Origin of the sequence: Shewanella pealeana ATCC 700345 (assembly GCF_000018285.1) — a bacterium.
In the GTDB taxonomy this organism is placed as follows: Bacteria; Pseudomonadota; Gammaproteobacteria; order Enterobacterales; family Shewanellaceae; genus Shewanella; species Shewanella pealeana.
The window spans coordinates 562,860-586,460 of sequence record NC_009901.1 but is presented as its reverse complement, the minus strand read 5'-3'; the positions used below and the strand labels follow the sequence as shown (position 1 = coordinate 586,460).

The 23,601-nt window shown below is 44.9% G+C and carries 23 protein-coding genes; 11 read left to right on the top strand and 12 right to left on the bottom strand.

Annotation, left to right across the window (positions count from 1 at the left end; genetic code table 11):
* Positions 1 to 265: 265 nt before the first annotated feature.
* Positions 266 to 1,795 (bottom strand): Na+/H+ antiporter NhaC, encoded by a 1,530-nt coding sequence (gene nhaC / locus SPEA_RS02540; RefSeq protein ID WP_012153741.1) that lies wholly within the window; start codon positions 1,793 to 1,795, stop codon positions 266 to 268.
* 406 nt (positions 1,796 to 2,201) lie between these two features.
* Here nhaC and SPEA_RS02535 point away from each other — a divergent pair, with 406 nt between their 5' ends.
* A complete protein-coding gene (locus SPEA_RS02535) occupies positions 2,202 to 2,417 on the top strand; it encodes a hypothetical protein (protein WP_012153740.1) in 216 nt (71 codons plus the stop codon).
* Positions 2,418 to 2,568: 151 nt separating this feature from the next.
* Positions 2,569 to 3,147 carry a nucleoside triphosphate pyrophosphohydrolase family protein gene (locus tag SPEA_RS02530; protein ID WP_012153739.1) on the top strand — a complete coding sequence of 193 codons (579 nt, stop codon included), beginning with the start codon at positions 2,569 to 2,571 and terminating at the stop codon, positions 3,145 to 3,147.
* Positions 3,148 to 3,222: 75 nt separating this feature from the next.
* On the opposite strand, the gene SPEA_RS02525 is transcribed toward SPEA_RS02530, so the two are convergent.
* Complete coding sequence (locus SPEA_RS02525) at positions 3,223 to 4,329, bottom strand: hypothetical protein (RefSeq protein ID WP_012153738.1); 1,107 nt, start codon at positions 4,327 to 4,329, stop codon at positions 3,223 to 3,225.
* A 301-nt stretch (positions 4,330 to 4,630) separates the two neighbouring features.
* On the opposite strand from SPEA_RS02525, the gene SPEA_RS02520 reads away from it, so the two are divergent.
* On the top strand, positions 4,631 to 5,566 hold the full coding sequence (locus SPEA_RS02520; RefSeq protein ID WP_223296557.1) for an alpha/beta hydrolase: 936 nt from the start codon (positions 4,631 to 4,633) through the stop codon (positions 5,564 to 5,566).
* A 66-nt stretch (positions 5,567 to 5,632) separates the two neighbouring features.
* Here the strand turns inward: SPEA_RS02520 and SPEA_RS02515 are convergent, their stop codons facing one another.
* The 4 genes from SPEA_RS02515 to SPEA_RS02500 all read right to left on the bottom strand — a co-directional run bounded on the left by SPEA_RS02515 (position 5,633) and on the right by SPEA_RS02500 (position 10,131).
* A complete protein-coding gene (locus SPEA_RS02515) occupies positions 5,633 to 6,163 on the bottom strand; it encodes a hypothetical protein (RefSeq protein ID WP_012153736.1) in 531 nt (176 codons plus the stop codon).
* Positions 6,164 to 6,426: 263 nt separating this feature from the next.
* Positions 6,427 to 7,293, bottom strand: a complete 867-nt coding sequence (gene ubiA / locus SPEA_RS02510) for a 4-hydroxybenzoate octaprenyltransferase (RefSeq protein ID WP_012153735.1) — start codon at positions 7,291 to 7,293, stop codon at positions 6,427 to 6,429.
* 161 nt (positions 7,294 to 7,454) lie between these two features.
* The gene (gene uvrD / locus SPEA_RS02505) at positions 7,455 to 9,620 is read right to left on the bottom strand and encodes a DNA helicase II (protein WP_012153734.1); all 2,166 of its coding nucleotides are present in this window, start codon (positions 9,618 to 9,620) and stop codon (positions 7,455 to 7,457) included.
* Positions 9,621 to 9,777: 157 nt separating this feature from the next.
* The gene (locus tag SPEA_RS02500) at positions 9,778 to 10,131 is read right to left on the bottom strand and encodes a RidA family protein (protein WP_012153733.1); all 354 of its coding nucleotides are present in this window, start codon (positions 10,129 to 10,131) and stop codon (positions 9,778 to 9,780) included.
* Between the two features lie 212 nt (positions 10,132 to 10,343).
* On the opposite strand from SPEA_RS02500, the gene SPEA_RS23235 reads away from it, so the two are divergent.
* Together SPEA_RS23235 and SPEA_RS02490 are read left to right on the top strand one after the other, a co-directional pair.
* Entirely contained in the window at positions 10,344 to 10,496 is a 153-nt protein-coding gene (locus SPEA_RS23235) for a hypothetical protein (RefSeq protein ID WP_190272092.1), read from the top strand.
* A 109-nt stretch (positions 10,497 to 10,605) separates the two neighbouring features.
* Complete coding sequence (locus SPEA_RS02490) at positions 10,606 to 12,645, top strand: sensor domain-containing protein (RefSeq protein ID WP_223296556.1); 2,040 nt, start codon at positions 10,606 to 10,608, stop codon at positions 12,643 to 12,645.
* A 334-nt stretch (positions 12,646 to 12,979) separates the two neighbouring features.
* Here SPEA_RS02490 and SPEA_RS02485 read toward each other — a convergent pair whose 3' ends face one another.
* The 4 genes from SPEA_RS02485 to SPEA_RS02470 all read right to left on the bottom strand — a co-directional run bounded on the left by SPEA_RS02485 (position 12,980) and on the right by SPEA_RS02470 (position 15,879).
* A complete protein-coding gene (locus tag SPEA_RS02485; RefSeq protein ID WP_012153731.1) occupies positions 12,980 to 13,393 on the bottom strand; it encodes an NUDIX hydrolase in 414 nt (137 codons plus the stop codon).
* Positions 13,394 to 13,503: 110 nt separating this feature from the next.
* On the bottom strand, positions 13,504 to 14,439 hold the full coding sequence (locus SPEA_RS02480; RefSeq protein WP_041411236.1) for an SPFH domain-containing protein: 936 nt from the start codon (positions 14,437 to 14,439) through the stop codon (positions 13,504 to 13,506).
* Between the two features lie 2 nt (positions 14,440 to 14,441).
* Entirely contained in the window at positions 14,442 to 15,371 is a 930-nt protein-coding gene (locus SPEA_RS02475; protein ID WP_012153729.1) for an SPFH domain-containing protein, read from the bottom strand.
* A 28-nt stretch (positions 15,372 to 15,399) separates the two neighbouring features.
* On the bottom strand, positions 15,400 to 15,879 hold the full coding sequence (locus SPEA_RS02470; protein WP_012153728.1) for an NfeD family protein: 480 nt from the start codon (positions 15,877 to 15,879) through the stop codon (positions 15,400 to 15,402).
* A 389-nt stretch (positions 15,880 to 16,268) separates the two neighbouring features.
* On the opposite strand from SPEA_RS02470, the gene SPEA_RS02465 reads away from it, so the two are divergent.
* A complete protein-coding gene (locus SPEA_RS02465; protein WP_012153727.1) occupies positions 16,269 to 17,021 on the top strand; it encodes an outer membrane protein OmpK in 753 nt (250 codons plus the stop codon).
* 73 nt (positions 17,022 to 17,094) lie between these two features.
* On the opposite strand, the gene udp is transcribed toward SPEA_RS02465, so the two are convergent.
* Positions 17,095 to 17,853 (bottom strand): uridine phosphorylase, encoded by a 759-nt coding sequence (gene udp, locus SPEA_RS02460; RefSeq protein ID WP_012153726.1) that lies wholly within the window; start codon positions 17,851 to 17,853, stop codon positions 17,095 to 17,097.
* A gap of 496 nt (positions 17,854 to 18,349) precedes the next feature.
* Between udp and SPEA_RS02455 the strand changes: the two genes are divergently transcribed.
* Positions 18,350 to 18,565 (top strand): HP1242/YdcH family protein, encoded by a 216-nt coding sequence (locus SPEA_RS02455; RefSeq protein WP_012153725.1) that lies wholly within the window; start codon positions 18,350 to 18,352, stop codon positions 18,563 to 18,565.
* Between the two features lie 70 nt (positions 18,566 to 18,635).
* Here SPEA_RS02455 and SPEA_RS02450 read toward each other — a convergent pair whose 3' ends face one another.
* Positions 18,636 to 19,094, bottom strand: coding sequence for a hypothetical protein (locus tag SPEA_RS02450; RefSeq protein WP_012153724.1), 459 nt, complete (start codon positions 19,092 to 19,094; stop codon positions 18,636 to 18,638).
* A gap of 212 nt (positions 19,095 to 19,306) precedes the next feature.
* Between SPEA_RS02450 and SPEA_RS02445 the strand changes: the two genes are divergently transcribed.
* From SPEA_RS02445 to SPEA_RS02430, 4 genes are all read left to right on the top strand, one after another.
* Positions 19,307 to 20,143, top strand: coding sequence for a mechanosensitive ion channel family protein (locus SPEA_RS02445; protein ID WP_012153723.1), 837 nt, complete (start codon positions 19,307 to 19,309; stop codon positions 20,141 to 20,143).
* Between the two features lie 239 nt (positions 20,144 to 20,382).
* Positions 20,383 to 21,423 carry an outer membrane beta-barrel protein gene (locus SPEA_RS02440; protein WP_012153722.1) on the top strand — a complete coding sequence of 347 codons (1,041 nt, stop codon included), beginning with the start codon at positions 20,383 to 20,385 and terminating at the stop codon, positions 21,421 to 21,423.
* 298 nt (positions 21,424 to 21,721) lie between these two features.
* Positions 21,722 to 22,654 carry a LysR family transcriptional regulator gene (locus tag SPEA_RS02435; RefSeq protein WP_012153721.1) on the top strand — a complete coding sequence of 311 codons (933 nt, stop codon included), beginning with the start codon at positions 21,722 to 21,724 and terminating at the stop codon, positions 22,652 to 22,654.
* A complete protein-coding gene (locus SPEA_RS02430) occupies positions 22,651 to 23,589 on the top strand; it encodes a LysR family transcriptional regulator (RefSeq protein WP_012153720.1) in 939 nt (312 codons plus the stop codon). Before SPEA_RS02435 ends, SPEA_RS02430 begins: the two co-directional genes overlap by 4 nt.
* Positions 23,590 to 23,601 lie beyond the last annotated feature (12 nt).

Here is a 23,601-nt window from a genome sequence, read left to right as displayed (position 1 = left end):
TAACATTAGTCGCGAAGCGTTAAGCCTAGGTTCTAGGTTCTAGGTTCTAGGTTCTAGGTTCTAGGTTCTAGGTTCTAGGTTCTGAAATGATTTTAACCTTGCTTTCCTTGCTAAACGCCCATTTCGATGGGTTATGACTTTCACCCTCTCCATGGTGAGATTTGGCTTATTAATAATTCGATTAATAGCTACGCCAAGTGCCTTGTCGATTCCTAGCCGACAAGGCTTTTTTTTGCCTTACCTTCTACCAAAGTAATGTGCCAGCTTAAGCTACCGCCTGCTCGGTTTGTGGTACTTCTGCTTGAGGTAAACGCTCAACTTTAAAGTCATATTTAGCATAGGCGGCGCTGATCAGCGGACAAACTAAATTGAAAAATGCGTATGGAAGATATGCCACCGTCGCAACGCCTAGAGTACTCGCCATGTAGGCGCCACAGGTATTCCACGGAATAAGCGGACTGGTAATGGTGGCTGAATCCTCAAGAGCACGACTCAAATTAACCGGTGCTAAGCCGCGTTTGGTGTACTCCACCTTAAGCATTCTCCCCGGAAGCACGATAGCGATAAACTGATCGGCGGTGATAAGGTTGGCGCCAATACAACTTGCTAGCGTGGTTATAATCAAGCTGCCGCTAGATTTCACTAAGCCTAAAACACTTTGCAAAATGCGCTTAAGCAGGCCTGTCACTTCCATGATGCCACCGAAGGTCATCGCGCATAGGATCAACCACACGGTATTGATCATGCTACTCATGCCGCCGCGGCTCAGTAGGTTATCCAGCACCTCGTCACCCGTGCTCGCCGTATAGCCATTAAACATTGCCACCCAGACCCCTTTTACCAAAGCAACCACTGGGCTTAGGCTGTCATCACCTGCAAAATTCACGACGTTATCAAACTGAAACAGCACCGCGCAGATAGCTCCAGCTATAGTGCCTATGATGACTGTTGGAAAGGCGGGGATTTTTTTCCAGGCTAAGATAAACACGACTAACAGTGGTAACAGCAGGTGAACTCCAGGATTAAACTGCGTCTGAATTAGGGATAAGGTCTGCTCAAAGTTATTGTTGTCTATAACTGCCTGATTATTAAAACCTAACAATAGAAAACAGATCATGGCAATGATGATACTTGGCACTGTGGTCCAAACCATATGTCGGATATGGCTAAAAATATCGGTTCCTGCAACGGCTGGCGCTAAATTTGTGGTGTCTGACATAGGAGACATCTTATCGCCAAAGTACGCACCACTAATGATGGCACCAGCGGTGATTTCGACACTGAGTCCCATGGCTGACGCCACGCCGACCAAGGCGATACCTAACGTACCTGCGACCGTCCATGAGCTACCGATACTGATGGCGACAACCGCACATAACAAACAACAAGCCGCATAAAAATATTCAGGATTTAGCACCAACATGCCGTAATAGATCATGGTCGGGACCGTGCCAGCAAGGATCCAGCTGCCAATGAGGGAACCAACGGTAAATAGAATGAGTATTGCCCCGGTGGCGACACCGATACTGCGGACGATGCCTTGCTCCATTTCCGCCCAGCTATAACCATTCTTCCAACCTATCAATAACCCGATACAGCCAGCCATAATCAAGGCTATCTGGTTTGCCCCATAAGAGCTGTCGGATGAGAATAGGTAGACGGCAGCTGTGAGCATTATCACTAAAGCGATAATAGGTAGAAGTGCATCAAGTAATGTTGGGGTGGTATGTTTGCTATCTTGCAGAGGCTCCATAGTCACTGGTTCAGACTGTTGAAGATCATTGTTTGAGCTCATGTAGCATCCTTTTTATTATTCTTATGACCTAAGCACTCTTTCTAAAATAGAACTTCTAGAATTAAATCTTTAAAATTAAATCGATTTTCACGCTGAAAAATAAATCAAGATCCTTAGGTGGAAACCTCATCCTTACATAAAGTTAACAATAGCGTCTAGCGCCCAAGCTGAGCTTGCCTAAGGAAATAGCTATTCTTGCGCAACAAAACAGCCTAGCTATTCAAGCAAATGGGGAATAGTGATTAAACATGCACTTAAGCCGCATTTCCCACAGAAGACACGACTGATGATAAAAATTCATACCAAGACATCCACCCGCACAAAAATACAACAACCCGGCAAACTTTGTTGCAAGTTATTCGATATGCCCCTATGTTGACAACAGGCAATTGCAACAGGGTAGATCATGGCCAGTTTTAGTATTAGTCGGCTCAATACCAGCGTAGGAATAGTTAAGCTCGCAGGTGATCTTGATCTAACGGGTAGCATCAACATCTCTCAATTGTCGATCATGGCAACCGATGGCTGGCAGGCACTCGATATTGACCATCAACATAGCCAAAACTTAATCAAACAGATCCAAGATCAGATCATCAGCCACCTTGCCAATAAGCTCAATTAAGGCGTTAATAAATCGATTCTTTATTTGCACTCTCTATGGGAAAACTGCCAATGAATACCAAAATCCTCCTGACTGAGTGACTTTCATTTAGCGCATCATTTCTTTAGTATGGCGGCTGTTAATCTTATTCAGCAGCAAAGGCATATTACCGATGAAACTATCCGCTTTGGATCAGCCACTATACGATCACCTATATCGTGATATTCGAGAGTTCCGCATGACTTTCGACCTGCCGAACGAGGATATCAGCACGCTAGATGATAAAGCCGATACGCTGCACACATCGCTTGCAATTGAGGAGCTCACCGAGCTGGCAGAAGCTGACAGTCGTGTAGAACAAGCCGATGCTATCGTCGATTCGGTGTATGTGTTGATGGGGCGCTTGGTGCACCTAGGCGCGACTCAGGTAACAGATAGACTCGAGATAAGCTACGTGATCGATCTACTACTGCACGTTGCCAAGAATCGTGAAATCGACTTTGTCACTTGTTGGGATGAAGTGCACTCGAGCAATATGAGCAAGGTTTGCCGTAACGAGCAAGAGCTTGAAGAGACCATAGCTTTCTATGCCAAGCAGGGTGTTGAGATTGTTGGCAGCACCAAGGGCGACTTCATCATCGCCAAGTGCGCTAAAGACGTCGATATGGCAGGTAAAATAGTTCGCCAAGGTAAGGTATTAAAATCCGTTTACTACCGCCCTGCGGATCTAGAAAAGTTAGTTAAAGCATAAGCTTTTGTCCCTACTTATTAGCGTCCGCTTTTAAGAAGAAGTAAGCAGAGCCAAGGGCTCTGCTTACTACACCTTCTAACTGGCTTTATTTAGGCGCTCTTTTTCTGAATCATCGGATGACGCTTCTTTACTTAACTCCTCAGTACTAAATGCCTGTGCACTCAATAAAGGGTGTAAGTGCTGCTGTAACTCCTTGGGTGTATCCACCACTAGATATATCTTTTCAACCTTTTCGGGTAACTGACCTAACGCACCAAAATAAGTTTGTGGCTGCTTAAATGTCAGCAATATATTGGCAGTTTTTCCACGACCAAAAATGAGCATGTCCGATTGAGTGCTATTACCTTTATTGGCTAAGGTCTTAGCCCACTTCCCTTGTTTTATCGATTCAATATCATCGAGTTTTACCGCCAAGAAGCCCCACATAGAGTTATTAAGTACTAACTTATTGTCTTGGATATAAACCGAGAAATGACGTGAGATCCGGTAATTAGCCGTCACTGCCACCAAGCTATAGGCAAGGATGCTAGATACAATAAGGGCGACCAACTCACTCCAACTTGCAATAACAATATAGCTTAACGCCGATACGCAGAGCGCTGCAGTTATGAGTAAAAACCAATGCCACAGCTTGGCCGAATACAGGTTAATATTTGCTAAAATATTGCTATGGTTACGAGAAAACCAAGGAATTGCGTAATACCAGCTCGCTGGCTCAGATGCTAAAACTAATGCTAAGGTTTGCTTCTTTTCATCCTCACCTCGGTACTTATCGATAATATGCAGACGAGGGTCGCCCTTTAAAGAACGCGCCTGCCAAAGGCCTTTTACAATACTGACCATCAAATACAATTCAATGACCAAAAGCACGGCAATAATCGGGTAGCGTAACCAAGCAATAAACTCAAAGTAACTCGCGAGTTCTGCGGGGAAACTTAGCCTAGCCATCAAACTACTTAGGCTTAAAATAACGATCATCTTCCACCACTTTTGCTGACCCACGTGGATAATGCTGTAAGCATAAATGGCTGGCAGTAAGACAAAGTAGCCAATAGTCGCGGCAATAGTTAGTCCTAGTGCATTTCCAGCCTCCATTGACTCTGGTAACCACTGAAAACCGGCGCAATAAATCATAATAGCACTCAGCAAAAACAGTAATCGATATTTAACGCTACGACGCATTCTCAGCTCCTTGAGACTTGTTAAATCTTTGTAATAACAGATATAGTGACTCCATTGCCACAAAACAAGCGCCATGGATAATATTTAGCCACTTCCATTTATCGCCAGCGATAAACTCAGCCATCGAAAATGGTTATTTGTTGCGCTAAATGTAAGAGATTTCCCCCGAAGAAAAGGTTAAGCTATTGCCACAACTTATGGATAAGTAGAGACGACAATGTCATCCCTAAACTGCAATGCCCCATTACTTAGACTCATGCTTTGCACCATACTGTTAGCAAGCTTTTTTCCTACTAGGTGTATGGCAAATAAACCCGTTATCGAAGCAACTGCACACTTAACCACACCTTTTAGCATTCCCCGTAGTCATACAGTGCAAATTAACGATGAAGCACGCACCTATCGGCTCTATGTCAAGCTGCCAAAAGGTTACAAATCTTCTGCAAACAAAGACATTAATTATCCGGTGATTTATCTTACCGATGCCATGTATACCTTTCAGATCATGTCTGGCGTAACCCGCTTTCCTATGAATTCAAAGCAAATGACGCCTGCGATTATCGTCGGGATCTCATGGGAGCTTGGCCTGAGAAGCGATCATAGCCGAGTCAGGGACTACACCCCTACGGTAGACGCGAGTTGGGAAAAAGTCACTGGCGGGGCAGATAGACATTTACACTTTTTTAAGAGCAAAATCATCCCCTATATAGAGCAGAATTACCGCACGGATCCCGCTCAACGAACCTATGTTGGTAACTCTTTAGGTGGCCTATTTGGCGCTTATATTCTATTAAAACAGCCAGATCTGTTTACTAATTACCTGATAGGCAGCCCATCTTTTTGGTGGCATGAACGCTGGTTTCTGACTCAATTTGCAAAGAATATCGCCTCACTTAACAAGATAGATGCCAATGTCTTTATTGGTATTGGCGCCCTTGAGCATAATGGTGAAGACGGAGATTCTCAGTACAATATGGTGGCCGATGCACAGCACTTTAAGGCATTACTAAACAACCTTGAGATCAGCAGCCCAGCATTTAGCAGCAAGCTATTGATTATCGATGAGGCTCACCACGCCACAGCTTTTGCGACCACGGCGATTCATGGCATGGATTGGCTGTTTAACACTAAGCAAGGGAGGATGCTTCAGAGTTCGATAGATACTGCCGACAGCAAGAAGTTAAAGAGTTCACAGCAGTTAACACCTAAATCACCAATCACTACAGAGAAGTTCTAACTAAAATCGCAGTCGTCTGCATGGCAAGCCAAAATGCAAACTCGCAGTACAAGTATAAAATGCAAGTTAGCTGCTGAGTCGTTGCTCGATTTTTAGGATGCAGGGGGTTTTGATCACCACCTTTGTACGCTTATACACTAGCTCGTGCTCATACCAATGTATGTATAGACGCAGCTCGGTATTGCCACTAAATCGATTGCCGTTATAGAAGTCACGATAGCAGCGACTATGGGCTAAGTACCCTCCATGATAGAGCTTTAACATACGCTGGCCGATATAAATTTCACGAAAATCTATGCCATGGGCGCTATGGTGAGGAAAGCGATACTCGCCATAGCGGTAAATGCCATCCAGCACTTCAATATTTTTGCCCTTGGTTAGCAATGAGCTAATTTGTAGGGCGTCCACTCGACTGGTTAAGCACAAGCCGACCAAAGTAACGCAGCTAAAAACTGCCAAACTCCAGCGCAGAAAACCTTGTGCCTTGAAGTGGCAAACCAGTAACCAAATAAGCAAAACAGACGCCGCAATAAGGAGTAATCCTAATTCATAATGCGCCCACTGCCCCGCTTCATAAGCGGTAATCCAAGCTGACATCCCTCCCTCCGTATCTATCAAATCCATTTGTCGCTTATAACCAATGACAATTCGCTATTGCCTTTAGTTGAGCATAGCTAACCTAAATGTCACTTCTGTGAACCTTTAAAGCTGTGCCGATAATAATTATAGTCAGGGATCTTCAGCAAGGTCGTATACGAAAGTTGGATTGAGCACAGCAAGATTTAAATATCGATGAATGTTAAGCATAAAAAAAGCGCCTCATGCTAGAGGCGCTTTTTAAGGGCTAAGTAAGCGAGGGGCTAACCTAACACTAAATAATCCAGCATCAGCGCGGTAAATAACACCATGCCTGCCCAGTTATTATTGAGAAAAGCGGTAAAACATGGTGCCCGTTCGCGTCCATTGATTAGCTTTTGTTGGTACAGGCCAAAACCGATAAAGGCCAAGATACCGACAGCATAAATAGCGCCGCGATCAGCAACCATGCCAGCAATAATAAAGCAGCTCAGTGCCGCAAGCTGGAATAGACCTATAATCTGTCTGTCATAGCGCCCAAATAGAATCGCCGTCGACTTGATCCCCACCTTTAAATCGTCATCGCGATCCACCATGGCATACATGGTGTCGTATGCCACCGTCCAGCACCAGTTAGCCGCAAATAACCACCAGGCCTCGACCGGAACCGTTCCCGTTTGCGCGGCATAAGCCATGGGAATGGACCAGCTCCATACCGTGCCGAGAAACATCTGCGGCATATTGGTATAGCGTTTAGTAAAGGGATAGATGATGGTAAGAATGATACCGATAACGGATAGCTGCACCACGAGTGGGTTTAGCATTAACACTAAGCCAAAGGAAAACAGTGCCATAACAACAAATAGTAGTAAGGCTTCTTTGCTACTGACTTCGCCGCTGGCTAACGGCCTACCTTTGGTACGCTCAACATGGGCGTCGAGCTTTCTATCGGCATAGTCGTTAATAATGCAGCCGCAAGCCCGCATCGAAAATACGCCAATCACAAAAATAATAAACACCTTTAGATCGGGTAAGCCACCCGCAGCAAAAGTTAAGGCCATTAAACAGGGCCATAATAACAACAAAGTACCAATGGGACGGTCCATACGCGCGAGTCGCATATAAACGTCTAGTTTATCCCTTAAATTCATGATTAGGCTCTCCTACAACGTCTTCGGCCTTTAATTTTGTAACCGCATTATGACTGAGCTGTAACAGTATTCAACCAGTATCGAGATAAATAAGAACAGCGTGTTTTTTTTCGGCTAAAAATAAGGCTGAGTCTAAGCTCAGCCTTATTCAACCATCACGATTATAACGATTCCAAGCGCGCGTAAGCGATGACTAACCACTTACTACCAACATCGAAAAAGTTAACCTGAATCCGCGCCTGTGCACCACTTCCTTCATAATTGGTCACAGTGCCCTCACCAAATTTAGGGTGCATCACACGCTGACCAATCTTAAAGCCTGAATCATTGAAGGCATTATCTTGCTTACTAAAGCGACTGCTGACTGCTGGCGCTGAAACCTGAGTACGCATACGAATCTCCTGCACATATTGCTCAGGAATTTCCTTTACAAAACGTGAAGGTCTCGCGAAGCTTTCACGGCCATAAATGCGTCTCGACTCGGCGTAGGTGATATACAGCTTCTGCATGGCACGGGTCATACCCACATAACAGAGACGGCGCTCCTCATCGAGACGGTCACCTTCATCGATAGCCATCTGGCTCGGGAACAAGCCTTCTTCGACACCCGCCATAAACACCATTGGGAACTCAAGACCCTTTGCCGAGTGTAGTGTCATTAACTGCACCGCATCGGTAAACTCATCAGCCTGGCCTTCACCCGCTTCTAGCGCTGCGTGAGACAGGAAGGCATTGAGCTCGCCCATGTCTTCGATCTCTTCAGGCATCACAAAGCTGCGAGCAGCTGTAACTAATTCTTCTAAGTTCTCTACACGTGCACGGGCCTTTTCACTCTTCTCGGCCTCATACATCGCCTTTAGACCCGATGTTTGGATCACATGGTCTGTCATACGGTGCAAAGATTGCTCGTCGGTGTCCATTCTCATGGCGACAATCAAGTCCATAAAACCCCGTACGGCATTGGCGGCACGGCCGTTAAGGACCTTCTCCTCCAGTAAGCGAAGACTCGCTTCCCACAGGGTCATCTCTTGCTGGCGTGCAGTGGTACGAATGATATCTAGAGTGCGATCGCCAATACCACGAGTTGGGGTATTCACCACACGCTCAAAGGCAGCATCATCATTCTTGTTATTGATAAGTCGCAGGTAACCCATGGCGTCTTTAATCTCTTGGCGTTCGAAGAAGCGCAGGCCGCCATAGATACGATAAGCGATGCCTTTATGCAATAAGGCTTCTTCCAGTACGCGGGACTGAGCGTTGGAACGATAAAGAATGGCGCAATCTTCTAACTTGCCCCCCTCATCTTGCCAATCGGTAATGCGGCCAACGATAAAGCGCGCCTCATCCATTTCGTTAAAGGCACAGTAAAGGCCAATTGGCTCACCGTCTTTGTCGTCGGTCCAAAGTTTTTTACCCATACGATCTGGGTTATTGGCAATCAGCTCGTTCGAGGCATTTAGAATATTACCGCTCGAACGATAGTTCTGTTCCAAACGAATAGTTTGCGCCGCTGGGAAGTCGGCCAAGAACTTATGCAAGTTCTCCACCTGAGCGCCGCGCCAGCCGTAGATAGACTGGTCGTCATCACCGACTATCATCACATTGGCAGTAGAACCCGCAAGTACACGGATCCATGCGTATTGAATGGCGTTAGTGTCTTGGAACTCGTCTACCAGAATATGCTTAAACCTGTCTTGGTAATGATCCAGAATATGCGGCTTGTTGAGCCAAAGCTCATGGGCTCTGAGTAAGATTTCCGCAAAATCGACTAAACCTGCGCGATCGCATGAATCTTGATAGATCTGATAGATCTTCAGTAAATTTTGCTCAATCGGGAAGCCGCCCGCATCGATATGCGACGGGCGTAGACCTAAGTCTTTCTTACCATTGATGTAGCCTTGAGCTTGTCTTGGCGGATACTGCTTCTCGTCCAAGTTAAGGCTTTTTAGAATACGTTTGATCAGACGCAGTTGATCGTCTGAATCTAAGATCTGGAAGCTCTCAGGCAGATTGGCATCTTTATAATGGGTACGCAGCAAGCGGTGGGCTAAGCCGTGGAAAGTACCGATCCACATGCGGCTCATATTGCCACCAGCAACTTTTTCAACACGCTCACGCATCTCTTTTGCCGCTTTATTGGTAAAGGTTACCGCTAAAATTGCATAAGGGCTTTGCTGTTCAACCTGCATCAACCAGGCAATTCTGTGGGTGAGCACCCGCGTTTTGCCACTACCCGCACCCGCCAATACCAACATGCTGGATTGCGGTGCACCAACAGCTTCTCGCTGCTTGTCGTTTAGGCCGTCTAGTAAAGAAGATACGTCCATTATTGCCTCCAAAAAATCAGGCGGGCAGTATAACAGAAGCGAGGTTCTCGGGGATAGAATAAGCGAAACTAGCAGGGGGAAATCGTTAAGAAATGGAATCGCCGAAGCGAGGAGTCACTTCGGCGATTGAACTCTTCATATACTGATTGGTATAAACTTATGCTTTCTCGGCAGCCACCACAGAAATTTCAACTAATAATGCATCGCGAGCCATCTTTGCTTCAACACATGCGCGAGCGGGTGCGAAACCTTCAGGAACCCATGCATCCCAAACTGCGTTCATTTCAGCAAAGTACTGCATATCTTTAATGTAAATAGTTGCCGATAAGATGTGCTCTCTATCGCTGCCCGCTTGCTCGAGTAGAGTGTCGACCTTTTCAAGCATAGTGCGGGTTTGCTCGGTAATATCTTGCTCGGCATCTTTAGCTACCTGACCACATAGATAGATGGTGCCATTATGCTTAACGATACGGCTCATGCGAGCGGCAGTTTCAATTCTTTCAATTGTCATAGTTAACTCTTTTACTCAATTAATTGCACTAATGAGCACAATTCTAAATAAGATCACATTGATTAGCATCTGATTTATCTATGAAAACTTTTTAAGGCTCAAACTGACGTTTTGTTACACTTAAGCTTATTTACCATTTGTTGATTTAAGTCCTATACTTAATACCAATGTGATCAACGGATTTGATTTCTGAACTTTATAAAGGACTAAATATGAATTCTTCAATAGCTCTGCAAACGTTAGCTCAGAAAACATTAGCCCTGCCAGCATTAGCCCAGCAAACTCCCTCCAGCTCAGCTTGCCCACATAGCCTTTGGGGTTTCTCCTTCAGATCGCAATCAGCTTACTCTCATGAACTCGCTTAAGCCGACTTCGTTTAGCCAAAAGAGATAAAGTTTCATTATCAAACTCTGGATGTGATGCATGCAAATCAGCAAAAAAATTTCAAAAAATCCATGGCTCCTTTGCCTTCTTATGACGATTTTAACCGTTGCACTGGGTATGCTTTGGATATTTAGCTCTCCATCACAATCCCCTGAAATCCAGATCATTATCCCCTTACTCTTATTGGCTAATGTCGCACTCCTCGGCACGCTTTGGCTGCATTTTTATCACCAGCCCTCCCAGATACAAGAGCTAGATGACGAGAGCTCGACTGACATTGGACAATCCGCTAACGCTCGCTCTAATATCGCTAAGTTCCACTCATTAAAGCAATTAAAAGAAAAGCGAGAACAATGCAGTAAACACAAGCAGTTCAAAACTGTTCAGGAGCAGAACCAAGAGAAAAACCAAGAGGAAATGCAGACAAATGATCCACTGCTTAAGGCTGTTTTAGAGTCGGCAGCGGTTGCCATTTATGCCATCGACGATAAAGGAAAGTGCATTTTTGCCAACCCGATATGTGCTCAATTACTCGGATACACCAGCCCAGAGCAACTACTGAACTTCAATATGCACGAGCTGATCTATCAAAACCACTCTTGCACAGAAGCAACGCTTCCACTCAGTAATGGAGAGGTTAAAGAGGATATTTTTTGGCGAGCCGACGGCAGTAGCTTCCCTGTTGATTACAAATCACAACCTCTAGTACTACAGCACAACAGAAACGGTGCGGTGATCTCTTTTTATGACAATAGTGAGCGTCTCGAAGCGGAAGCACTTATTCGCCATCAAGCCCACTACGATACCTTAACTGAGCTACCTAACAGATTTTTAGCGCTAAAACGACTCGAACAATTAGTCGAAGCTAGTGAGAGAAGCGGTCAGATGATTGCAGTTATCTTTCTCGATTTAGATGACTTTAAGAAGATTAATGATTCCTTAGGCCATGAAGCAGGTGACCAACTACTGATCAGTGCATCAAAGCGCTTGCTGAATGCCACCCGATCCGAAGATACCGTTGGCCGTTTAGGAGGCGATGAATTTATCATATTGCTGGATGGTCTATCGAGCGCTAGCGACGCCCAACCCCTAGCCGAGAATCTCATTGGCGGCTTTAGAAAGCCTTTCTATATCGATAATCGGCAGCTAGTGCTTACCGCCAGTATTGGTATCGCCATCTACCCTAATGACGGCGAAACATCATCAGAGCTGTTACGAAATGCCGACTCGGCCATGTATCACACCAAAAGTATTGGCCGAAATACCTACTCCTACTTCACCCATGCGATGAATAAAGAGGTATCACGCCGCCTTGCGATTGAAGAGCAGATCCACGGAGCCTTAGAACGGGGAGAGCTACAAGCTCACTTTCAAATTCAACTCGATATCCGAGATGGCAGTATCATGGGGGCCGAAGCCCTGCTACGTTGGAATAATCCAACCCTAGGGAACGTATCACCTGCCGAGTTCATTCCTATTGCCGAGCAAACAGGAGTGATTGAGCCAATGGGAGAGTTTATTCTTAAATGCGCGCTAGAGGCTGCACGCACCTGGCAGAAGTTGTTTAATGACAAGTTTCGAGTCGCCATTAACCTTTCACCAAGACAGTTTAGAAATCCAAATCTGGTCCAGCTCATTACAGATCAAGTTTACAAATTTGGCATGCGCCCCGATGATCTAGAACTTGAAATTACCGAAGGTGTACTGCTGAGTGGCCACGCCTATACTTTGGATGCCCTTAAGCAACTAAGCAATGCGGGTTTTTGTATCTCAATGGATGATTTTGGTACTGGTTACTCCTCACTAAGCTACTTAAGAACCTATCCGTTCCAGATCCTCAAGATTGATCGCAGCTTCATTAGTGATATGAACAAAGACGGTAAGAGTAACGAGCTGATCATCGCTACTATCGAGATGGCTCACGCTTTGGGGATCAGAGTCATTGCCGAAGGGGTCGAGACTCAAGAGCAATTAGATGAGCTTAGCTTTATGATGTGTGATTATGCTCAAGGCTTTCTAATCAGTAAGGCGGTACCTCTAACTGAGTTGCTCAAAATAGGTACTCACTACAAAGAGCTCCACGAAAACTTAGCGACTCAAGAGTTGCCGATCCCACTGACAGCTATGTAGGCTTACAACGATACCATCATAGCTAAGACAGTCTTTCACCCTCTGTTTTTGTACCTTAGATAGTTTTGAAAGTGTCGAGAGTAAATGTTGATATTCGCAACGCTCTTTTTTAGCAGAGAAAGAAGCGGTTTCAGAGAAATTTATGAATGCAAGCGCCATAAAGCCCATCAGAACTTACGGCTTACAACCACACCATCATAGTTAAGGCAGTCTTCCACCCTCTGTTTTTGTACCTTAGATAGTTTTGAAAGTGTCGAGAGTAAATGTTGATATTCGCAATGTAATTTACTGAGCAATAAGCTGGTCTCAGGGAAGTGAATTACAGCAAGTGCCATCAGAACTTACGACTTACAACGATGCCATCATAGCCAAGGCAATCTTCCACTCTCTGATGTTGTATTTCAGATAACTTTGAAACTGGAGTGTATTGGTATTCGCTATGCTCTTCACTTAGGCATATGTTGTAAGGGTCATCGAGTTCACACAAGAAAATAAATGCCTGTGAGTCATATACTTGATGGTAGTAAACGCCGGTAAGACACTTAACCTGCACCCGAACACCTAACTCTTCTTGGCATTCACGTAGCAGCGCTTCATGAATCGTCTCGCCTGGGTCCAATGCCCCGCCAGGTAAGCCCCAAGCACATTCGCCGTAGTTAGCCTTTAACAATAAGACACTCGGTTCACTGACACCCTGTTTTAAGATCACGGCGTGACTGCTGAGCCTAAACTTATCATCGAATGCCATAAAATCTCTCTTAAGTTAATCAGAATAAAATCAAATCACTACCTGAAATAAAAATGCTAGACCCCAGTATAGGATCTAGCATAGATATTTTAGGTTATAAACAGAATCGACTAGTCTTTATCTTCTTCTAGACCAATGCTATTCATCCAGTGATCGAAGTCCATCATGTTGCCGGGCAGAATCACCTTACTCTGACCAGTACTGACTCCATCAAGCTGCTTAAGGTACTGCGCGCCGAGTTGCATACGCACCACATTCTTGCCGCCTGGCGCCGCAATCACGGTAGCCATACGCTCAATCGATTCAGCCGTGGCTCGTGCAATGGTTAAGATCTCCTCGCCCTTACCCTCAGCCTCGTTAATACGGCGCTGCATTTCACCTTCGGAGTGATTAATGGTTTCCGCTTTAATACCTTCTGAGCGGTTAATCTTACTCTGCTTATCACCTTCACTCTTTGCCAGTAAAGCACGGCGTTCACGCTCGGCGTTGACCTGCATCTCCATGGCATTTTTTACCGTTTCTGGCGGAGTGATATTCTTAATCTCATAACGGTGAACACGAATGCCCCACATGGCGCCCGCTTGATCCAGCACTTCGACCACTTTGGCGCTAATCACATCACGCTCCTCGAAGGTGCGATCTAGATCTAGGGTACCGATTACACTACGGGTGGTTGTTTGTGCTAACTGGATTGCCGCATAACGATAGTCAGTCACGCCGTAGCTCGCCTTAACAGGGTCTATTACTGAGATGTAGATGACCCCATCGACTTCGACATTGACCTCATCACATGAGAAGCACTCTTGAGGAGGCACATCAATCGTCTCCTCTTTTAGATCGTGTATATAAGCCACTTTATCGACGAATGGCACTAAGGCGTGAAAGCCTGCATCTAAGGTTGAGTGATATTTACCTAAGCGCTCCACGATATAAGCCGATTTTGTCGGTACTAATCGAATCGATTGAAACAGCTTAACCACGAAAATAGCAAAGATAAGGCCCCAAATGCCCATTACAATTAGATCGGTATCAATTCCAGAAATCATCATTAGCGTGCTCCCTTCACTGAGTTGGCAGACACAGCGTGAGTAACCTGCTCCATGCCTTCAAAGAATCCTTCAATTTTAGCCAATTCAGCCGGCACCACTGACACATCGGCCTCAGCCAATATCTTGCCAACCTGAGTAATAAACTGCTCTTTAAGCTGCATATTCATCGCTTCATGGCCGCCCTCTTTGGCAAGCGCGGCAGAAACAAGCTCCATGCCTTCAGCCTTAGCCCGGGCGATGATAGCAATCTCTTGTGCCGTACCCTTAGCCTCGTTAATACGGCGCTGTTTCTCACCTTCCGATAGATTAATCGCTTCTTGGCGCTCACCTTCAGACAAATTAATCATCGCCGCCTTTTCTGCATTCGCTAGGGTGATCTCGGCGCGCTTGCTTCGCTCCGCTTCCATCTGCTTCTCTAGGGTGTGAATGACTTTACGTGAGGGCGTGATGTTCTTGATCTCGTAACGCAACACCTTGATCCCCCAAGGATCCGATGCCTTATCGATCTCTCGTACTATCGACTCATTCAGGCTGTCTCGCTCCGAAAATGTCTGACTTAGGCTTAATTTACCTATCTCTGAACGCATGGTAGTTTGCGCTAGGTTTACCGCCGCGCGTCGATAGTCTTCAATACCATAACTGGCAAGCTTACCGTCCATCACCTTGAGGTAAACTAAACCATCGACCTCTAGCTGAGTGTTATCTTTTGAGATACAGCTTTGTGGTGGCACATCGAGTACCTGCTCACGGATCTCATGCTTATAGGCGACCCGATCGAAAAACGGGATCAGAAAGTGAAAACCGGGCTGTAGCACTGTGCGAAACTTACCTAAGCGCTCAATCACGTTGACCTCGCGCATAGGCACAATGAGCAACAATTTATAGAGGATAAAAAAGACAAATAAAACAAAGAGTGTAAATGCGAACATAGAGAGATTCCTTCCTGACGTTAACTAATTACTTTTCGACGTAGTGCTCGTCTTCAGCCTTAATAGGCTCAACCACTAACGCAATATTATCTCTGCAGATAACCCTAACTTGGGAGCCAGCAGCAATCTCGCTACCATCCCCTAATGCGGACCATTCACAGCCTTGAAATTCAACCCGTCCCATCTGCTGCGCCGGACCTATGGTTTGTTTGACGATGGCGAGCTGATCGTAAATATCCAACTCTTCATCAGTGTTGCCGATATGAGCGTCACCGCCAATTAACTTCTGAGTGACTTGACGAAAGGTCAGCAATAGCACCATAGATGAGATAAACCAAAGCGTTAAGCTTTGTACTATTCCTTCGACTAAACCTATAGCCAAGGCACTTGCGACCACTAAGCATGCCGCGCCTAAAAGAATCACAATACCACCCGGTAGAATGATCTCAGCGAGTACGAGAATAACTCCGATACATGCCCAAATTATGATTGGATTTGAAAACTCCATATTTCCCCCTGAAATGAAAGAGTCTGTGGTGACTATATCAGCTGAACATCTTTTGTGCGACATAATATGTCATCGAATATCCAACAACGACTGTAGCACAGGCGACAAAACTCCACTAGGCAAGCAGCCATCAATCTAATGGGTTTCAATTTTTCACCGCTACAGTTCTCTTTTAAAGACAATAGTCAAAGTAAAAATCTCAGTTAAAAAACCAGTAATCAATGACTTACAAGCCAAACCCTATGCCAAACTTAAAAATCCCCACAAATCCTTTGAACATTATTCACTTTGCGCCTATATTCCCCGCCAGCAAAATAACGATTAAATGCCTATAGGTATAATTCCAATTTACTGTACCTAGAGGTCTCATAAAAATAAAAGGTTTTACGATGAACAAAAAATTACTATGTTTAGCTTTGCTAGTCAGCCCGACTGCAATGGCAGATAATATGGTTAACTGGTGGGATGTGAGTGTCACTGGCTTATATGGTGAAAATTACGATTTAGCACCTTCAGATAAACAAACAGCAGTTACCTTTGAAACCGCTGGTGATTGGAAATATGGCGACTGGTTTGCGTTTCAGGACGTGACTTATTTCAATGGCTCAAACGGCGGTAAAGACAATAGCACCTATGGCGAAATCTCAACTCGCTTCAGTGCAGGTAAAATATTAGGTAAAACCGTAGGTTTTGGCCCAGTTACCGATCTATCGCTAGCACTGGCTTTAGAAGAAGGTGAAGGCCCAGTCGAGAGTTTCCTATACGGTGTCGGTATGGATATTAAGATCCCATACTTTAGCTACTTCCAGCTAAACACTTACCGTAGACACGCGATGGGCAGTGACAACATCAGTGACGGCTGGCAGTTAACACCATCATTTAGAATGGACTTCCCAGTTGGCAATTCAAATATCGTATTCGATGGTTACATTGACTGGGTATTTGCCACAGATGAAGCGAGTTATGAGACTAACTTCCACTTCAACCCACAGCTTAAGTATGACTTAGGTGCTGTCGTGCTAGGCGACCAGCAGAAGAATAAGCTATTTGTTGGTATCGAATACGATTACTGGAAAAACAAATATGGCGTAGATGGTATGGACCAAAACACCTATTCGGTGATCGCTAAATACCATTTCTAGAATCGGTTTCGATTCCAATGAAAAAGGCGCTTATAGCGCCTTTTTTTATTGAACAGAACTCAAGTGAAATTGGTTATGCTAGTAGCTTCTTAGCTGCTGCAACCACAATCGATACCGCACTGACTTCAGTTTTCTTCATTGTCGCTTCATCAGGGATCTCTTGCTGAGTACGGTTAACAATAACCCCTGCAACACATGCCGCACGCCACCCCTGTGACGCACACATGGTAAATAGCGTCGAAGATTCCATCTCATAGTTCAGCACACCAAGATCTTGCCACTCTTGCATAGAGCCCTTGAACTGACGCGTAATACGACCCGAAACCGTGTCGTAACGCTCTTGACCTGGGTAGAAGGTATCTGATGACGCGGTAATACCAATATGAGGCTCAAGACCCGCTTCACGACTCGCTGCGACCATAGCGGTTGTACACTCAAAGTTTGCTACCGCAGGATACTCCATCGGCGCAAAATGCAGGCTAGCACCGTCTAAGCGAACAGAAGCTTGCGTTACGATCACATCACCCACATTCACATGTGGCTGAATCGCGCCTGTGGTACCCACACGTAGGAAGGTACGTACACCAAGCTGCGCTAACTCTTCAACGGCAATTGAGGTCGATGGACCGCCGATCCCGGTTGAACATACGACCACAGGTTTGCCATCTATATAGGCTAAATAACTGGTATATTCACGATGACTCGCTAAAAATGTCGCATTCTCCATCAACTCGGCGATACGTTTAACACGCTCTGGATCCCCTGGCACAATCGCTAAGCTGGCACCATCTAACATCTCTTTAGTTAAGCCTAAATGAAATACATCAGACATCGTGAAAACCCCTTTCATTTTTGAATTTATAAATCGAATTAAAACGACTTTAACTTAGTCTCGCTGCTAAAAAGGTTAAGCCGATCACACTTTTCCCGCCAAGAGTAAATGATTTGTCGTAATCTAGTTACTAAATCAATCAGCACTCTGAGCTAGAATATAGCAGCTAGCCAGCATTGCGCCAGACAAATAGAGAGCTATAGATACAAGTTAGAATCAAGGCTTGAAGCTGTTACTTACATGAAATAACACTAACATTAGCAATAGCTTAGTTATATATTTTGACTCGCTAGATGCCTTAACATATCGCGCTTAAGAGCTGCTCATCTGAGGACTTTTTGGGGAGTGATGACAGCATAAGAATCACACTGTTCTAGCTTACAAATCTAATCGCTCACTATTTGATCGATATCACATTTAGCCATAGTAAATCGCGTTAGTTTAGAACTGAAGCAAATGAACAATCCGCAATAAAACCAGCAAGAAGGACGCCTGCATGTTTCCAGAATACCGTGAACTTATCAGCCAGCTAAAGACATCTGACACACACTTTCAGAAGAAGTTTAACAAGCATAACCAACTTGATGAGGAGATAAAAAACCTGGAGAAAAACATCGCTAGCGACTACACCTCAGAGGTGCATGAACTAAAAGTACAGAAGCTGCATTTAAAAGAAGAGATCTACGATATTTTGAAGGGGCGTTCTGCTTAAAACTGTTCAACATAGCATCAAGAAGCAAAAAGGGCGCTAAGCGCCCTTTTTAAGTTTTATTAAATCTCTACTATTTCAACTCTGCTAACAGAGCATCGGCAGTCTCATAGTAGCTGATGTTAGTGATCTGATTATTATTGAGCTCAATTAGCGTCGCCTGATCTTTTTGAGCAGGTAACGGCTTAGTCTGTTCACCTTCGTTGTCCAGTGCCACTCTGTATGGAAACTTTTTAAACTGAGGTAAGGCAACAAAACGAGCAATCAACGACGGCATACCACTAATGTCAGCCACATAAATCAAAGTTGAATCTTTAACTAATTCAGGATCGGCTTCTAAAGTCTCTTGAATAACGGTTCCGCCATCCATGCTGCTGCTAAATAAAACCCGAGTTGTAGTGCTATCAACTTGGTATTGTGCTTCGTGTTGATCTTGCAACTTGATATCAAGGATTTGATCGCCAACTTGATAGGTATTCGCCCACGCTGACGTGGCTAACATACTAGATAAAACGAAGATAAGTGCTCTCATAACAGGACTCGGCAAATTAGAATTAGCAGAAAGAGTAACCTATTCTCTAAAGAGCAACAGTAAACTTAGCAACAAAGCTTGATCCTCTTCACGCTAAGTCGCTCAGTGTCAAAAATGTCCTCATAGCAGCTCACAACTGCGCAAAAACTGAGTTACAAAACTGTTTATTTTCAGTAAGCTAATTGATAAAGGTTGTCATAGAGGATAGATCCATGAATGAGCAAGGCCTAGACCAAGAGATCGCACAACTGCAAAACGCTTACACCGCCATCACCGAATTTCTGGTGCAATATAGCTTTAGTATTCTAGGTGCCATCATTATCTTCCTGATTGGTCTATGGCTAGCAGCCAAAGCGGCTAACCTTGTCACGCGTATTTTTGAAAAGCACGAGATAGATATCACCCTCAGTAACTTTACCAGCAACTTCGTGCGCATCTTAGTTATTGTGATGGTAGGTATTATTGCCTTAGGCAAGTTGGGGATCAGTGTCACCCCTATGGTCGCAGCAATAGGTGCAGCCTCTCTAGGTGCAGGTTTGGCATTACAGGGCATGTTAGCTAACTACGCGGCTGGCATTACCATTATTGTCACTCGACCTTTTATTGTGGGTAACACCATCGAGATAAAAGGAGTTGGCGGATTAGTTAAAAATATCCACCTCGGTATGACGGTGCTGACTAACGAAGAGGGAGAGGAGATCAACATCCCCAATAAGCATATTGTCGGCGAGATCTTACATAACTCTTTTGCCAATAAACTGGTCGAAACCAAGTTTAATATCAGTTATCAGTCTAATACTGACGAAGTGGTAGGCATGTTAGCTAAAGTACTAGCCGATAGCCCTAGAGTCTTTGAAGGCGATAAAGCCCAAGTCGGTATCAATGACTTTAATAGTATAGGTATTGAAATAGGCATTCGTTACTGGGTGTCTACCGACACTTACTTTCAAGACAAGTACCAAACTAATGCCGAACTATTTAAAGCATTAAAACAGGCGAATATCGAGATCCCTTGCCCGGTAAAACAGATCCATATCCAAGAGCACTAACCTGATCGATACTTAGCGGTGCCCTATATCCGCTAAGTATTCATTTTATTCATCATCCAAATCACTTATATCAAAAGCCTGCAACCTCGCGTTTTGTCGCTTTTCAGGGCAAAAATAAACATTGAGCATAAGTAAATCAAATAATCATTATTGTATTTACTCTATCGCTCTAATTTAGCTAATCCCTCAAAATGCGCTCCATTGAAATGAGAGACTAATTAAAACTCAACGGAGATAACATGATGAACAAGACACTAATTGCACTCGCATTAATAGGTACTTGCGGTTACGCCAATGCAGCCGATGTTGATAACACTTGGTACATAGGTGCAGGTGCAGGCCAAAGCAACTATGAGTCAGTTGACGCCGCTAGCCACCTAGGCGACGGCAGCGATTTAGCTTGGAATGCCCTAGTAGGTTATCAACTAAACAAATATTTAGCCTTCGAAGCTGGCTGGCAAGATCTGGGTGCTACCGATGATACTCACATGTGGGGTGGTTTAGACGGTAGCCAGAAAATAGACGTTGACGGCTTTACTCTGGGTGTTGTGGGTACTTTACCGCTATCAGAAAAATGGTTCTTAACTGGTGAAGCTGGTGCTTATCAATATCACCTAGCACACCAGATGAGTGCCGATAAGTATGTTAGCGCGATGGATACAGCCCCTTACTTTGGTGCAGGTGTGGGTTACAACATCACAGATTCTTTGGCGATTTCTGCTAAGTACCGTCGTTTTGCCAAAATCGATGAAACAGCATGGAACACGGCAAACATGGACGCACAGACAGTGGGTCTACAGCTGACTTATCGCTTCGGAGTGAAGGCTGCGACAACAACAGCAGTTGTACTACCTGCCGTGATTGAGAAGCAGACTAAACCTATGCCTCGTCCAGAGCCAAAGCCTGAGCCTAAGTATGAAATTCACACCGAAAAGAGCAGTGTAGCCGTACTATTTGGGTTTGATTCTTCAGAGCTTAATAGCACAGCCAAGGCCAAGCTAGACCAAGTTATCAAGCTTTCAAAGAGTAAAGATCAAGATGTGATCTTACTTAACGGTCAATCAGATAACCAAGGTGATAGCCAATATAACCTTAAGCTATCTGAAAAACGTGTACAGCACGTAGAAGCCTACTTAGTTTCTCACGGTGTAGAAGTGAAGAAGATCGACACTCAAGCCGTTGGCGAGCAGGATGCTCACGCTAATTTACGTAAAGACCGCGCACTAGAGCGCCGTGTAATCGTAACCTTAACAAGCCAAGAAAAAGTACAAGCTTCTTAATAGACAGCTAAAAATTGAGTATCGTCGATATGGACCCGACCTCGCTAGGATTGCGAAACGATACGCTAGGATCCCATAAGTCTTACCGATTTAAGGGGGTGAGAGTGGCTTTGGCTAGGACGGTCAGACCCCACTAACACTAAGGAAAGATACAGGACAAGTTGCCCTAACGTTGGGCAAAAACAGGGATAGGCCAAGCCAAGGATGGCTTCACTCACTTCACATTGATTCATGTAAACATAGCCTATTCAAGCTGATTTCTATCGTTTATAGTCAAGTTCTTGAAGAGGATTAGGTAATGCTCACTCAGCTCAATCTTGCACGACTTAAAAATTGCGATTTAAACCTACTATTAGCACTCGCAGTACTACTCAATGAGGCTCATGTTTCCAATGCAGCTAAGCAACTCGGCCAGTCTCAATCAGCCATGAGCCAGATGCTAAAACGCTTGCGCCTAATGTTTAACGATCCACTGCTGCTCAAAAGCAATAATGGCATGACCTTAACCAATAAGGCTCAAGCCATTGCATTAGAGTTAACGCCTCTGCTAGATAAAACAGCTCGAATCTTAGAAGCCGAACACTTCAGCCCCAAGACTGCCCAAGGTCGTATACGTTTTATCATGAACGATGTCACCGCACAGCTAATTATCGCACCATTAATAGAGCTGATGAGTGAGAAAGCCCCCGGCATAGAGCTAGAATACATCTCGCAAAACGCCAATGGTTTTCAGCTTCTCAGGCGAGGACAAGCTGATGTGGTTATCGGCTTCTACGACAATGTACCAAGCCCGATTGTTAGTGAACCCATAGGCCTTGCACCTTGGCAGATGGTCACTCACAGAGCGACTAACAAGCAAAACCTTCACGCGAATAAGGATGCGATAAAGCTCTTACGCTATCAATTTCAAGAGCATAACCAACTGCATTCGATTGAAGCGCTAGAACACTTAGATGCACTCGATGCGGCATACGCCTTAACGAGCAACTCTTTAAGTACCCTGCTATATGCACTGCAAACCAATAATACCGTTACCTTGCTGCCCCACTTCGCCATGGACATTTTACCTGAACATGAGACAAAGGAGTTCGACTGGCTCGGCTCGCCAATCAATCTCGAGCTTAAAATCTGTTGGGATCGTCACCAAAGAGCCCCTGAACTACAGCAGTGGTTTAGACGTCAATTGGTCACGCTTTTTCACAAACACTTTCCTTTAAAACAAGTCCTATGAATCCAACTGACTTAAAAATTATTCAACAGTGCGACCTCAACTTATTGCTGAGCCTAGCTATTCTAATTGAGGAACAGAGCGTATCTAAGAGTGCAGACAGGCTAGACATATCCCAGCCTGCCATGAGCCAAAACTTGAAGAAGTTGCGCACTATGTTCGATGACCCCCTTTTTGTAAAACAGGGCCAAGGCATTCGTGCGACTAGCAAGGCATTGAGATTATATGGCTCACTCACAGAGTGGCTGCAGATGAGCGATCGACTGATCTCGCAGACCGCTTTCGATCCGATGGAAAGTCACGGGGTGATCCGCATTGCATTTATGGATGACCTCACCCAGAGCATGATCCCTATTATGCTAGACAAGATCCTCACTTTTGCGCCCAATGTAGAACTTGAGTTTGTGCACAAGCCTAGAGATGTATTTTCTTTACTCGAGTCAGGCGAAATTGATATTGCCGCTGCGGGAACTGACACACCACCCGCAAATATTCATGGCCGCCATATCAGCACAGATAATTACTGCGCCGCCTATAGCTTAACGCATCCCTTAGCAAAAATTGCACAGCCAACGCTGGCGCAGATTTTCGCTTATGATACTGCCGAATATTCAGCTTCAAACCTAGTCGAGCAGGAAATCACCCAGTTAGCATTGCAGAATCAATTGCAACGCAAGATCACCTTTGCGACAGGCTCGTTTCTAGTCTTGCTGCAGGGGTTACTCAGCGGAAAACACGTAGGCTTTTTGCCCCAACGTGTACTCAATTCCGAGAAGTGGCGTTCACAATTAAAGGGAGTCGTACTCACCGAGCTCCCCCAGCTAGACAGTACCCTTTATTGGCACGCAAGAGTGCACAAAGATCCATTGATCCAATGGTTTAAAGATCAATGCTTGGATATTGTCAGCCAACTACAGCTGCAAAGCGGCAACTCCTGAGTCAACAGGCTC

Bases quoted from the DNA above. Each gene is read 5' to 3' on its own strand.
- SPEA_RS02440 (WP_012153722.1), top strand. From the start codon at position 20,383: ATGATGAACAAGACACTAATTGCACTCGCATTAATAGGTACTTGCGGT.
- SPEA_RS02535 (WP_012153740.1), top strand. From the start codon at position 2,202: ATGGCCAGTTTTAGTATTAGTCGGCTCAATACCAGCGTAGGAATAGTT.
- nhaC (WP_012153741.1), bottom strand. From the start codon at position 1,795: ATGAGCTCAAACAATGATCTTCAACAGTCTGAACCAGTGACTATGGAG.
- SPEA_RS02450 (WP_012153724.1), bottom strand. From the start codon at position 19,094: ATGAGAGCACTTATCTTCGTTTTATCTAGTATGTTAGCCACGTCAGCG.
- SPEA_RS02500 (WP_012153733.1), bottom strand. From the start codon at position 10,131: ATGACAATTGAAAGAATTGAAACTGCCGCTCGCATGAGCCGTATCGTT.
- SPEA_RS02445 (WP_012153723.1), top strand. From the start codon at position 19,307: ATGAATGAGCAAGGCCTAGACCAAGAGATCGCACAACTGCAAAACGCT.
- SPEA_RS02455 (WP_012153725.1), top strand. From the start codon at position 18,350: ATGTTTCCAGAATACCGTGAACTTATCAGCCAGCTAAAGACATCTGAC.
- udp (WP_012153726.1), bottom strand. From the start codon at position 17,853: ATGTCTGATGTATTTCATTTAGGCTTAACTAAAGAGATGTTAGATGGT.
- ubiA (WP_012153735.1), bottom strand. From the start codon at position 7,293: ATGAATTTAAGGGATAAACTAGACGTTTATATGCGACTCGCGCGTATG.
- SPEA_RS02530 (WP_012153739.1), top strand. From the start codon at position 2,569: ATGAAACTATCCGCTTTGGATCAGCCACTATACGATCACCTATATCGT.
- SPEA_RS02430 (WP_012153720.1), top strand. From the start codon at position 22,651: ATGAATCCAACTGACTTAAAAATTATTCAACAGTGCGACCTCAACTTA.
- SPEA_RS02465 (WP_012153727.1), top strand. From the start codon at position 16,269: ATGAACAAAAAATTACTATGTTTAGCTTTGCTAGTCAGCCCGACTGCA.
- SPEA_RS02470 (WP_012153728.1), bottom strand. From the start codon at position 15,879: ATGGAGTTTTCAAATCCAATCATAATTTGGGCATGTATCGGAGTTATT.
- SPEA_RS23235 (WP_190272092.1), top strand. From the start codon at position 10,344: ATGAATTCTTCAATAGCTCTGCAAACGTTAGCTCAGAAAACATTAGCC.
- SPEA_RS02480 (WP_041411236.1), bottom strand. From the start codon at position 14,439: ATGATTTCTGGAATTGATACCGATCTAATTGTAATGGGCATTTGGGGC.
- SPEA_RS02435 (WP_012153721.1), top strand. From the start codon at position 21,722: ATGCTCACTCAGCTCAATCTTGCACGACTTAAAAATTGCGATTTAAAC.
- SPEA_RS02485 (WP_012153731.1), bottom strand. From the start codon at position 13,393: ATGGCATTCGATGATAAGTTTAGGCTCAGCAGTCACGCCGTGATCTTA.
- SPEA_RS02520 (WP_223296557.1), top strand. From the start codon at position 4,631: ATGGCAAATAAACCCGTTATCGAAGCAACTGCACACTTAACCACACCT.
- SPEA_RS02515 (WP_012153736.1), bottom strand. From the start codon at position 6,163: ATGTCAGCTTGGATTACCGCTTATGAAGCGGGGCAGTGGGCGCATTAT.
- SPEA_RS02525 (WP_012153738.1), bottom strand. From the start codon at position 4,329: ATGCGTCGTAGCGTTAAATATCGATTACTGTTTTTGCTGAGTGCTATT.
- SPEA_RS02475 (WP_012153729.1), bottom strand. From the start codon at position 15,371: ATGTTCGCATTTACACTCTTTGTTTTATTTGTCTTTTTTATCCTCTAT.
- SPEA_RS02490 (WP_223296556.1), top strand. From the start codon at position 10,606: ATGACGATTTTAACCGTTGCACTGGGTATGCTTTGGATATTTAGCTCT.
- uvrD (WP_012153734.1), bottom strand. From the start codon at position 9,620: ATGGACGTATCTTCTTTACTAGACGGCCTAAACGACAAGCAGCGAGAA.